The 13,032-nt window shown below is 39.1% G+C and carries 10 protein-coding genes; all 10 read right to left on the bottom strand.

Annotation, left to right across the window (positions count from 1 at the left end; genetic code table 11):
* Positions 1–188 precede the first annotated feature (188 nt).
* On the bottom strand, positions 189–1,688 hold the full coding sequence (locus MM239_RS05395) for a RagB/SusD family nutrient uptake outer membrane protein (protein WP_241347182.1): 1,500 nt from the start codon (positions 1,686–1,688) through the stop codon (positions 189–191).
* Positions 1,689–1,706: 18 nt separating this feature from the next.
* The gene (locus tag MM239_RS05390) at positions 1,707–4,715 is read right to left on the bottom strand and encodes a SusC/RagA family TonB-linked outer membrane protein (RefSeq protein WP_241347181.1); all 3,009 of its coding nucleotides are present in this window, start codon (positions 4,713–4,715) and stop codon (positions 1,707–1,709) included.
* 413 nt (positions 4,716–5,128) lie between these two features.
* Positions 5,129–5,419, bottom strand: coding sequence for a helix-turn-helix transcriptional regulator (locus tag MM239_RS05385; protein ID WP_241347180.1), 291 nt, complete (start codon positions 5,417–5,419; stop codon positions 5,129–5,131).
* Between the two features lie 2 nt (positions 5,420–5,421).
* The gene (locus MM239_RS05380) at positions 5,422–5,664 is read right to left on the bottom strand and encodes a hypothetical protein (RefSeq protein WP_241347179.1); all 243 of its coding nucleotides are present in this window, start codon (positions 5,662–5,664) and stop codon (positions 5,422–5,424) included.
* The gene (locus tag MM239_RS05375; RefSeq protein WP_241347178.1) at positions 5,642–5,851 is read right to left on the bottom strand and encodes a hypothetical protein; all 210 of its coding nucleotides are present in this window, start codon (positions 5,849–5,851) and stop codon (positions 5,642–5,644) included. Before MM239_RS05375 ends, MM239_RS05380 begins: the two co-directional genes overlap by 23 nt.
* A 59-nt stretch (positions 5,852–5,910) precedes the next feature.
* Entirely contained in the window at positions 5,911–6,342 is a 432-nt protein-coding gene (locus MM239_RS05370) for a hypothetical protein (protein ID WP_241347177.1), read from the bottom strand.
* Positions 6,343–6,658: 316 nt separating this feature from the next.
* Complete coding sequence (locus MM239_RS05365) at positions 6,659–8,125, bottom strand: glycoside hydrolase family 30 protein (protein ID WP_241347176.1); 1,467 nt, start codon at positions 8,123–8,125, stop codon at positions 6,659–6,661.
* 13 nt (positions 8,126–8,138) lie between these two features.
* Positions 8,139–9,566 carry a glycoside hydrolase family 30 protein gene (locus tag MM239_RS05360; protein ID WP_241347175.1) on the bottom strand — a complete coding sequence of 476 codons (1,428 nt, stop codon included), beginning with the start codon at positions 9,564–9,566 and terminating at the stop codon, positions 8,139–8,141.
* Between the two features lie 148 nt (positions 9,567–9,714).
* On the bottom strand, positions 9,715–11,478 hold the full coding sequence (locus MM239_RS05355; protein ID WP_241347174.1) for a cadherin repeat domain-containing protein: 1,764 nt from the start codon (positions 11,476–11,478) through the stop codon (positions 9,715–9,717).
* 14 nt (positions 11,479–11,492) lie between these two features.
* On the bottom strand, positions 11,493–12,974 hold the full coding sequence (locus MM239_RS05350) for a RagB/SusD family nutrient uptake outer membrane protein (RefSeq protein WP_241347173.1): 1,482 nt from the start codon (positions 12,972–12,974) through the stop codon (positions 11,493–11,495).
* Between the last annotated feature and the right edge of the window lie 58 nt (positions 12,975–13,032).

Genomic DNA, 13,032 nt, shown 5'->3' with positions numbered 1-13,032 from the left:
TTTTGCCGCCAGCTTCCTTCAGATTCCACTTCGCATTGGACACCCTTGCTCTTGGCTAGTGGTTGGCGATTACAAACCCCCACAGTGGACTTTCACCACCTAGTTAGTTACCATGCACGGCACACAATCAAAAAGAAGTGCGCCTGAGCACACTTCTTTTTACAATTAAACAGGATCAATATTTCGTATTAATATCCAGGGTTTTGACTCAGGTTCGTATTGGCCTGAATTTTATTCAAAGGAACAGGGAAAATATGTCTTGTTGCTGTAGAAGAAGGTTTCTCCCACCATGGAGCACCGAATCTACCAAATCTAATCAAGTCAGACCTTCTCCATCCTTCTGCAAACATCTCTCTTCCTCTTTCAGCTAAGAGGTTATCCATAGTAAGTGAAGTGAATGGCTCTACACCAGCTCTTTCTCTTACCATGTTCACATATTCTAATCCTCCCGCCGCATTGCCTTGTCTCAAAAGCACTTCAGCTTTCATTAGCAATACATCAGCAAATCTAAATACGGGGAAATCATTGTTAAGATCATTCTGAGCACCTATTGCGTATTCGAATTTGTTATTTCGTACACCAGCTTGTCTGAAGGCATTTGGTTGCAATTGATTGATTTGAGGAGTGAAGTTTACCTCTGGGCCATCCGGATCACCATCAAAACCAGCATCATCTCTCAAAGGTGTCACCCCGTCTAATGCAAATTGAGGTCCCGCTAAGAAATTATCTTTTCTCAAATCATCATCGCTGTAGCTGTTATAAAACTCTTCGAGAGCAGCATAACCATTCCATGGCTGATCAACTAAATCAAAGGTAAATTGAGATTCATAATGTAAAGACATCATGTGAATATTGAATCCACCTGCATTGTTAGCATCATATGGTAAAGTAAAGATATTCTCCACAGAACTTGCATTCGCTTGTGCAAAGTTCGCAAAGTAGTTGGTAGCTAAACTATAAGGCCCCTCATTAATGATCAGATCAAGCATCTGATTTGCATCTGTCCATCTAGGCTGACCTATATAAACTTCTGCATTCATGTACAGTTTAGCTAAAATCATGTGAGCAGACCAATAGTTGAAATTAGTTCTTCTGTTGTCTCTAGTAAGGATATCTAGGTTGTCAAGAACACTTGATTCTATGAAATTGAAAAGTTCTTCTCTTGAAGAGCTTGGCGGGTTAGCATCGGTGGTTGTTTCAACAATCAATGGCACTCCACCTCCAAAATTATCCAACAAAACCAAGTAACAAAATGCCCTTAGCACTTTCATCTCACCTGTCAACTCTTCAATATCCCCATACTGCTGTATAAGCGCATTCGCTTCAGCAATTACCCTGAAAGGGATATCCCAAACACCATTGAGCTCTCCATCATCTATATTCCAAGTATGCCTATGTGCCCTAACCCAAGTACCTCCATCATTCCAGTCTCCTCCTTTCACGGGAATTGCCATTTCATCTGATGTAATTTCTTGGTAGCTATATAGACCGCCATGGCCTCCCCAGCTTCCATCACCCATCAATCGGCTATATGCTGACTGCTTGAGAACCTCTGCCAATTCAGGTGGTGCTTCATTGATCAACCTATCCTGAGTCACACCTGTCAATACTTCTTGCTCTAGTTCACACGACACCATGGTCATCGCGACTAGTCCTCCTACACAAATTGTTTTTATAGATCGTAACATAGTATAATTCAGTTTATGTTATTTAAAGGTAATTGTCAATCCCGTAGTCCAAATTCTAGGGATAAAATACGTACTTCTTCTTTCGATACCCGGTGCTAATTGATCAAAACCATTGTCAGTAGGATCTCCCCATCTCACCTCAGGATCTACACCTGTGAAGTTTGAAATCGTAAATAGGTTCTGTACACCAGCGTATAATCTGAAATTGGAAATTGCAGAAGATTTTGTTGGAATATTATAACCAAACTGTAAGTTGTCCAATCTAATGAAATCTCCTCTTTCGATATACAAATCAGAGATTTGACTAGGTGTACTAGTGATTCGAGGACTTGAAGGAGTATTCCTAGTCACAACAGAGTTCCAAGTTGAATTTCCATCACCCTCATAGAATAGCCTGAATGAGTTTAACATCTGATGTCCCCATGAACCTCTCAATAGGAAGTTCAAATCAAAGTTCTTATAGTTGAACTGGTTAGTTAGACCAAAATCACCTGTAGGTAATGCATTTCCCAAACGCTCAAATTCATCAGGTGATTCTGTAGACAATACTAGTGTACCATCATCCAAAATCCCCTCCACTCTTGGCCCGTAGATATCACCTACTAGTTGACCTTCAATATTTCTGATCACTTGTGCATTGTTCACTCCGGGGGAACCAGGCACACCTCTTCTGATCTCAGGTAAGGTTAAACCACCTGCTCCTATATCTTGAATTCTGGCTCTCTTATAAATTGTAAAGATCGCTGTAGGAGTCCAAGTAACACCTCCACCCAGATTAATTTCATTTGCAGTCATTAAAAACTCAAAACCAGCACTATTTAATCCAGCAATGTTAGCCCAAATAGAACCTGCTGTATAAGGGAAGAATTGACCTGGCTGATCAGCTCTTGGATTGAATGGATTAGGCTGCCCTACATTGACGCCAACTTCAAATAACAAATCCCTAATGTTTCGCTGATAATAATCCATACTACCAGTAATCTTTCCATTGAACAAGGCATAATCTAAACCAACTGTCAATTCTCGTGTAGTCTCCCATTGTAAGAACTGATTTGGGTTACTCAATTGTCTTGGTGCTACCCATGCAGAATTTAAATCATCTGGATCAAGCAAAATTCTATTACCATTTTCATACACACCTACAGCTAAAGTTGGTGAAGGTGGTAATTGACCTACGATACCAAAAGACCCTCTCAACTTAAATTGGCTAAATGGGCCCATATTAAATATCTGCGTCAAATCAGCTCCACCAGAAAATGCTGGAAAATAACCAGTCTGATTCTGTGGACCAAAACCTGAATAAGTTTCAGCTCTAAGCGTTGCTGAGAAGAAGTAGGTATTTCTAAAATTGAAATTAGCTCTTCCAAATACAGAGTTCAAAGTTGATTTGCTAGCATTGCTATAGAGGTTAGTATTTTCTCCAAACCTGATACCTGCTGCTCCAAGATTGTTCCAAGATTGGTCATACAAGAACTGTCTAGCTTGAGCACCAAATGCACGATCTTCAAAAAGTTGTGTTTCAGCACCACCTAGCAAAGACATATTCATGCCATCAAAGATCTCTGTTTCATATCGAAGGTTACCAGAGATGATTGTGTTTGTTCTGTCATAAGTATTTTGTTGCGCAATTCCATTGTTTGCTCCTCCACCTCCAGGCGCACCATCTCTTCTAGAAGAGTATTGCCCGTTGAGTGTGTTTAACACATCTTGTGAAAACTGAGCTGAAACTATTAATTCATCAGTAATGTCATACTCAGCTCTGTAAGAATAAATCGCATTTCTAACCTTTGTCTGATTAGTTCTTTCATTGATCAAGGAAACGGGATTGTTGTTATCAAAACCAGCTGGTCTAAAATATCCACCATAACCTGTAGCAGGATCATCACTAAAAATTGGCATCGTTGGGTTCAAGATCGTAGCATAAAGCAACGCATCACCAGGAACATCATTCGCCTCTGTATTAGTAAACGCCAAACTGAGGTTCATTCTTAACCTGTTGTTCAATGCACCATGGTTCAAATTCAATCTGGTATTCAATGTCTCTCTACCAGAGTTCTTTACTACACCTTGGTTATTTCTGTAGTTTACTGAAGCAAAATAATTGGTGTTTTCATACCCGCCAGATACAGAAGCATTGGTTGTACCATTCAGAGCTGTTCTTAGAATCTCATCTCTCCAATTGGTATTGTGACCAAAGTCTGCTGTGGCTGATCTTCTAGCTCTAAATTCCTCCGGAGACAAAACAGGGATTAGTCCAGTGGCTTGTTCAGCGGTGCCAAAAGTATTGATAGTAACATTGGCAAATCCTTTTTTACTACTTCCTTGTTTTGTAGTGATCAAAATTACACCAGCAGCACCTCTAGTACCATATATCGCCGCAGCAGAAGCATCCTTGAGCACATCAATGGTCTCGATATCATTAGGATCCACAGCATCTATAGAAGCTCCAATCACACCATCCAGTACTACGAGTGGTGATGAATTAGCTCCAAAGGAAGAAATACCTCTTAACCTAACTGTTGGTTGAGCATTTGGTGATCCACCCGGCGTAGATATGTTCAAACCAGCTACTTTTCCCGTCAATAAAGACTGAGGGTTGGTAAAGTTACCCTTGTTGAAGCCCTCGGTTCCAATACTTGCAACTGCACTTGTGATTTCCTTTTTATCTTGTGTACCATACCCAATCACGACAGCTTCTTGCAAGGATTGAATATCCTCATCCAGCTCCACGTTTATTGTACTTTGGTTTCCTACGGTAATTTCCTGTGCGGTAAAACCAACAAAAGAAAATACCAAAACTTGATCTCCACCTTGCAAAGAGATCGTATATTTTCCGTCTAAGTCAGTGGTAACACCTCTGGTGGTACCTTTGACTAAAACAGTAACACCGGGAAGTGGCTCACCCATGGTTTTGTCCATGACTGTTCCTGAGACATCTCGGCTCTGAGCGCTCACGTCGATTATTACTGAAGAAATCAGTAATAATGCCAACAGAAACACTTTCATTTGCTGTAAATTATTTCTCATAGGGTTTGTTGTTTTGAAAAAAACGGTTTTTCGGTTTAATAGTTAATTTCAAATCTAAGTTGTTTCAATATTTTTAATTTTGCAATTCTTAACATTTGCAAAACATGAGATTCGCAAATCAAGCTGTTAACAGAATACACCTATTTTTTATGATTCGGTAACGATCCTTTTAGATCATTACCATATTCACAACCGAAAACGATTGATATTTTTGAATAGTTAAAATTTTTAGGTTTTATTAAAAAAGTGGAAAAAAGATGTGATTTTTAAGCAACTTGAAAGCCTTACAAGGATTTACTATAAAAACACCACTAATAAGCCTAATCAAATCTTCATCCCAAATAGAAGCCTTTTATAACACAGGTGATAAGGTATGCTTTTTGATTCGATGCAAGAAAGTATAAAAATTGAGCCTACTGCTTTCTTTTTTGAACAAGATTTTTGAGCCATGCGGTCAAGGCTGTATTTGTATCAATATCGAGTTTTTTTCGAAGTCGATACTTCTTCATTTGCATCGTTTTGCTTTGCACAAAAGTAACGCTGGCAATGTCCTTGGTGGTGAAATTCAAATATAAAAATGCACAAAGCTTGACTTCCTCTTGTGTGAATGTAGCATCCAATTCCTCAAGTACATCCCAGAGTTCAGAATGAGCTTCCATAAATTTAGCCAAAAAAGCCGGATCATTTTCTTTGGCAGCTTCCAATACTAAGTTTGAGCGTATAACACCTTTCTCTCCAAGTGCACTTTATCTTCTTCTGTTTTGACCTCAGGACTTGTGATCATCTCATGCTTTTTGAGTCTAGAAAATATTAAATAAAAAAAGATGCAAACAACCAAAAATATAATACCACCAAAAATCAGCCAAGACCACTCTGTGTATTTGCCATTAGGCTGTTCGTCTAGCTCAAAAATTTCAGGTAAAGTCTCACTTTCTTCCAAAATATTCATGTAATTTTTTCATCTTGATCAAACCTGAAAGAGCTAGCAATTCATTTTCCTGCTCCTGCACCTCCTTATAGAACAATGCAAGGAGATTTAAAATTTCTACTTTTAAATATGCTCGTTTTATCCTCTCTGAATTATCGTATGCAGATTTCAGGTACGATAAGGCCTGAAACTTTTCCCCCTCTTTCAAATAGTATTTTCAGCAGACATTATCAACCAAAACTTTGAGCTAGTAGGCTGATTTTTAACCTAAAGTTGAACTTCTAATTCATTGAAATAGTAAGCAATCGAATCCTGATTTCTTTGCACATTCTGATAGTATTCAAGTAATACTTGAAGTTCCTTATTCGGCTCTCTGTATGCCATCCCCTTGTAGCAGAACAAGATAGCTTTGGCATAATCATTTTGCTTAGAATGATAAATGACTTGTCCGCTGTATAACTCACCTAATAGAGACGCCTTTAGCTGGGGGGCTACTTCTTGTATTGCAAACGCTATTGCTTTAAGGTTACTAAAAACAGCTAAACCCAGAAGCCCCAATTGATTGTAAAGCCTAGCCGCATTCTGATAAAGTTTAGATTTTAGGAAAACATTATCGAATTCACCTAAATCCTGCTCTATTTGATTCATCAATTGGGCTGACTCTTCATAATGCTCAATGATTCTTAAAAAGTTAACCATTTCAATTTTTCCAAAGAACTTATTTTCCTCTGTCAATTCATTTGCATTAGAAGTCTCTAAGAAAACTTTCAGCCAGTTAAATCCTGAAAAATAGTTCCCAGCGCTTTTACCCCCATCTATCGATTCAAGTGTGTAAGCTTGGCGCTATGAGAGCGCCAAGCTTACACACATAAATGATATTCTTCTTCACTTTAAAACGAGTTAGTGATAGCACCATACAATAGGGCGTGCTGAAAAACGCCAACTAGAGAATAAATTCAAAAGTCTTAATCAACATGCTATACTTCTTTAGTTTTGTCTAAGAAAAAAAAATATCTTATTTCCAAATAAGCGTAATTACAGACTTTGAAGGGATATTGTATTGAATTTCTTTAGATGATTCTTTGACTACAATTTCCTTTGATGTACTCAAGTCATTAGCTATTACAAGTACTTTATCACCAGAGGGTGTTTCGAAAGCTACCTGATTTATCCCATTCATGTTACCTTGAGTTTCACTTTTGATCCGGAAAGAACCAGGGCTAACAAATTTTGCAAAATGTCCAATAGAATAATACTCTACATTTTTGGTAACTGCACCTGTACCACTATTAATAGTAACAACACCACGACAGTCCTGACATCCGTTATTTTTTGGTCCAAAGTTTTGATCAAGAGCCAAGTTCCACATAAGTACATTTTTTGACCAATTTGCTGTGGCTCCAATAAAAATATTGCTAATGTTCCATTGAAGGTTATCACTGAAATTGGTAGACCACTCCCCTCCTGAGATTTCCGTAAAATAAAGCCCCATGTCTGGATGTGCTTGATGTACCAAACTCATGGCACCAACCTGTCCGCCATAGCCATGAAATGCAGATCCAGACACGAAAGACTTGGTCTGTGGATCATTCATGATCGAAATAGGGTAGGTCGTATTATCCCAATTATGATCATATAGGATAATTTTGGTATTCAGGTTTTCGGATGCAAATTTTGGCCCAAGATGATCTCTTATAAAAACCTGCTGTTCAGAAGCTGTCATTTCCATACAAGGATAGCCTGCAGTGAAATGAAGCGGCTCATTTTGGACAGTGATGGCTTTTATTGGAATCTGTTCTTCTTCAAAAGCCTTAATATACTTTACAAAATATTCTGCATAGACTTCATAAGCCTCTACTTTCAGCCTTCCACCAATCAGGCTACCATTGGTTTTCATCCATGCAGGTGGACTCCAAGGAGATCCCATGATACTGATATTCGGGTATGCTTGGAGTATTTGCTTGAACACCGGCACTACATCTTCCTTGTCTTTGGCTATCGAAAATCGATTCAATGAATAGTCCGATTCTCCAGCGGCAAGATCATTGTATGTATAGTCAGAAAGTGAGAAATCAGATGCTCCTACTGTCATTCTCAAATATGAAATCCCAATGCCTTGCTCTGGATCAAATAGCTCCCTGATAAGTTGTTGTCTTTGCGAACTGCTCATTCTCTGATTCATCAAGTAGGCTGAGGAACCTGTCAATGCCGCACCAAACCCTTCTATTTCCTGCATTTTATCCTGTGGGCTAATCGAAATGGTAGGAAGTTGAGTTTCCTTTGATTCAGTAACAGAAAGATCTGACTCCCGAGTCAATAATTTGCTCCTATCTCCCGTTGTAAGCCATAAATGTGCTTTTCCTATTTCGGTAGATTGTTTGGGTGGTTCGAAGGTAGGCTGTTCATCTCCAGTACATGAAAAATAAAGGGCAAGCGTCAACCCTAAACTCAGTTTAGCCGTTAATTTTCTTAATGTCATCATTTGCTTTAGGGTTTTATTTATTTTTCCACTTAAAGGACGTTACACTTCTTGGCTCTATGTCCACAGTAAACTGTTGCCCACCTTGATTTACACCAAACACCTTTTGGTCTTTATCTTGATTCAGCACAATGAGTACAGTCTCCCCTTCCTTAGTCTTGAAAGCCACATTAGGCAGTGATTTCTTGGAAGATGACGCCACCCTTACAGCACCTGCTGGAAGGAGCTTTGAAGCTTGGCCGATGATATAGTAAGCAACATTTTTCTCTATAGTACCTTGTCCTACAGTCAGCGCTCCCAAGCAACTTGTACATCCTCCGTCCGATGTGTATGGTCTTTGATTTGGATCAGATGCTAGGTTCCACTCCAAAACAGTTTTTGCCCAATTTCTGGTACCTCCTATGATCAATTGGTCAACATGCCACATCAAATCATCACCAAAATCTCCTTTAGAAGATGTCCATTGTTCCGTGAAGTAAATATTTTTTTCGGGATGAGCATTTTTCACCTCAGACATGGCATCTATTTCACCCAAATACATGTGAAATGCCGAACCATCAATATATTTGGCAGCTTCAGTGTCATTAAGTACGGTGATTGGGTATTCAGGATGATCACAATTATGATCATATATAATGATTCTGGTTTTTATCCCGTTTTCATGAAATGCAGGCCCCAAATGATTCTTTACAAACTCCGCTTGCTCCATAGCCTCCATGAGCATGCTGGGGTTATTGCCAGGATGCTCTGGTTCATTTTGGATTGTAAGCGCATATACAGGAATCCCCTCATTTTCCATGTTTTTAATATACTTGACAAAATAACCTGCATAAGTACTATAATGATCAGGGCTAAGTTTGCCACCAATAGGGCTCTGGTTAGTTTTCATCCATGCAGGAGCACTCCAAGGTGAAGCCATTATTTTAATGTTCGGATTGATCTCCAAAATACGCTTCAATGTCGGTATCAAATACAAGGTGTCATAAGCTAAATCAAACTGCTTTAAAGATTTATCATTATTTTGATCAGCATAAGAAAATACCAACTCATCCAAATCTGATGCCCCCAAGCTTATTCTTAAAAAATCGACTCCTATACCATCATTTTCTCTAGAGAACATCATCTTCAAAGTTTGATCTCTCAGCTCATCATCTAACTGAGTCTGGAGGAGCATTGCACTGCCTCCCGTAAGCGTAAACCCAAAACCATCAATTTCCTGAAATTGCTCTTCATCATTGATTAATATTTGGAGTAACTGATCATTGTCTCCCCTCTTGATATTTGATAAGTCCTTTTTTTCTAAGAGAATGGACTTGTCAGCAACTGTGTGCCACGCTTCTATCTCAGTAAAGTTTAATTCTTGTGATTTTTGATTACAAGAATTAAGTAAATTAATAAGAAAGATCAATACTATCGAAAATGCTATGTTTATTCGCTGGTACATGAATGTTTTATTATTATGGAGAAAAAGTGCAACTAGAATCGTATAAGACAAAATCCTTATGGTATTGCGATAGCTTTTGGCTCATGGAACTTTGGCTGATTTACCATATAACTATCTCTACCTTCTAGCTGCACTTTATTGATTTATATTATTGTCTGACAAACTGGTAAGTACATGAAGCAAAATCTGGCTCAACGACTATTTCCACTCGGTAAGTTCCGGAGGCTGTAATTCCCTTGAAATTCGGCCCTTTATTTACCATTGTACCAGTTAACTGGCTACTATCAGTACCAAACTCTACATCCCAAGGAGAATTCAGCTTGATGTCAAACCTCGCTTCTAGACTTGCTGTTACTTGGTACTTATATGGATGAACATAATTCATAACAATCTCATCTCGATCATCCCAACCATTATTAGCATCATCCCAATGGAAAACTTTGATGTTGTAATATTTCCAATTGAATTTCTTCGTTTCAAAATTCACATTGATTAAATAGGCTTGATCTCTTTCCACAGTGATCCGTCCTTGGCCTTCAGTGATGTAGTTTTGTCCAGTACCATCAGCCTGATCATTGAGGTAATATACCTTACCTGCTTCCAATGCAAGGTGACCTTCACTAGTAAAAGCATTACCGTTTCCTTTCAAAGGAATAGCAGTACCTCCTTCAGGAATCAAAAACAACTGACTCGGTATTTCTGTATCCCCAATATCAAAGCTTCCTGATACTGCATCTCCGTTTGGATTAGAGGTTTTCCCTATTACGGCATTATTATCAGTGACAGGAGGTGAAGTTTGATTTCTTTCCAATCTGTAATGAAATGCTCCTGCAGCCAAATTAAGGTTTACTTTGTAATTTCCTGGCTCTACCCCTGGTACATCTTCAATTTCAAAACCTAGATTTCCTGCATCGGTTTCCATTGCTAGATTTCCACCTAAATTATTCGCGATTTGAGTCCCAACAATTCGCTTAAGTAGAAGCCCCCAATCTCCATTGGCACGAAATAAAAACCCTGCATTATCATAAGGTCTAAACAACTCCAAATCTGCTGACCACAAACCATTCCCTTGGTAAGCTAAAGGAACATCTCCTCCCCAACCCCCTTCAACTGCATCACCAACTAGGCTCCATCTTTCAATTTTGGTCAAAGTATATGTGTTCTTAGTCAAATCAACCTGCACCCTATACTGCGCAGTCTCTTCTACCTCGAGACCAGCACCACAAGCTTCTAAAACACCATCATCACCACCAAACTTCCTCGACCCAATGATAGCTCTATCTCTGAAAAACACTTCCTGACCAGCATGTAAAGTCAAGTAAGCTTCAAATACACCAGTAGCAGTCCCATCAGACTTCGTTACCGACCGCATAGCGATTGCATCAGTTGGAGACCCCCCCTTTTCTGAACCTTCACCAGAAACAAACATGGTACTTGGCTGATAATTAGCTGAAAATGGCCTCACTGAGAGTGATTGTCGAGCTATTGAAGTCTTTTCGATTGCTTTGGCTACCAACACCAAGTCCAGTTCAGCAGCCTCATTTGCTGGGTAACAAGCTGCCCAAAGCGCATAATTTATAGCATCTGGACTTGTACTTACTGTCAATGCGCGACCACTACTTGCAGGCACCAACTCTAAAAGAGCATCTTCATAATCTTCACTGTCCCTTGGCATCAAGTACAATTTGTAAGAGACAATAAACCTATTACTTGCCACAGCGGGATCCCAAGAGAACTGAATTTGTTCACTTGCTGTAAAATCATCTAACACAATACCTGTAGGTAAATCTCTGAGCACGGGCTCACTAATTGTCCAATTGCCAATAGGATCCAAATTGCTATCCATCTCACATGCATTCCAGACTATGGTGAGTAATAACAATAACAAATTCGATTTAAATATTTTTTTCATGGTTGGGCTTCTTGTTAGTTGTATCCTGGATTTTGATTCAATTGTGCATTTCGATTCATTTCTTGCTGAGGAATCGGTAAAATCAGTTTATGCGCATCCATATTGAAAACTTTAGGCTGATTGGTTCTAAGATCGATTTCGATCAAGCTATTCATAACCTCTTCAGCTCTACCGTAGCGCTTCAAATCCATCCATCTCTGTGCTTCTTGAGCCAATTCTAGTCTCCTCTCTTTCTCAATAAGCAGTTTCAATTCAGCACCATCTGTAGTCGTCACAGCAGGAAGATTCACCCTGCTCCTTATCATATTGAGAGCTAACAAGGCTTCCTGAGTCCTACCAAGTTCATTTAGTGCCTCTGCTTTCAATAGGATAATATCTGCCAATCGAATCAAATATTGCCTATTTGTACTTGCCCAGCCATTGGCTTCTTTCCACTTAAAGGCAAAAGGAACATTTCCATTTACCTGAAGTGACCAAAATTCATCAACCCATGGAGCTGATTCAAATAAGATACTAGCGTTCTTTCTAATTACATCCCCCTCTTGATCAAATGCACTAACCAAATCCCTAGAAGGCGTCACAAATTTCCTCCAAGTATCCCCACTCACAGAGGGAGGAAGTAGAAGTTGTGGACCGAAGTTCGCTTCTGGGCCTCCTACAAACTGAATCTCCATAATAGACTCTGCATTGTTATAGTGATTGCCATCGAAAAGGTGATTAAAATCCCCCAGCAAGGAATATCCAGCAGGACTGTCAATTACTGCATCTGCATATTGTAATACCCTAGCATAATCTCTATCTGGCTTTTGGGCATATACTTTTGCCAACAAGGCTAAAGCTGCACCTCTTGTCGCTCTTGCTTTGTTTACCGAAGCATCAGAGCCGTAGGTATAAGGCAAGCGCTCATCTATGGCAAAAGTTAAATCTGAAATTATCTGGTTATAAACTTCATCTACACTGCTTCTAGGCACATTTGTGACTTCTGGACTTGTAGATGATGTAGGTGACAAAACTAATGGAACTCCTCCCCAAAGATTCACAAGCTGAAAATAATGATATGCTCTCATAAAGGCAGCCTCACCTAAAATCTGTTCTCTTCTATTTGCCAAATCAATTCGAGGATCTTCTATCATTGGCACTTTGTCCAAAACCACATTCGCTTTAAATATTGCATTGTAAAGCTGACTCCAGTTACTAAAAAGCCTGCCATTCACAGGCTCAATATCTAAATTATCAACAGCAAAAACTTCCGGGTTGTCTCCTCCAGCATAGTAATTATCTGACATCACGTCAGAGAAAATCACATTATCCCAGATGTAATACTCTGCTTGAAAAGAATCGTAAACCCCCACCAGTGCTGCCTCAGCATCGCTAGCAGTATTGTAGGCATTGGTCGATGTCGCATCGGATATTGGATCCAAGTCAAGAAAACTATCGCAACTACTGCTAGAAAGCATTACTGTCACGATACATATATATAGTTTATAGAATTTCATATGTTTCATAATTTCATTATCTATTGTCCTAATTGAAGAATTCAGCAATGTCAAATAT

It is taken from the genome of Belliella filtrata, assembly GCF_022549775.1.
GTDB lineage: Bacteria > Bacteroidota > Bacteroidia > Cytophagales > Cyclobacteriaceae > Belliella > Belliella filtrata.
The sequence above is the reverse complement of the archived record's forward strand: the minus strand, read 5'-3'. Positions and strand labels throughout refer to the sequence as shown.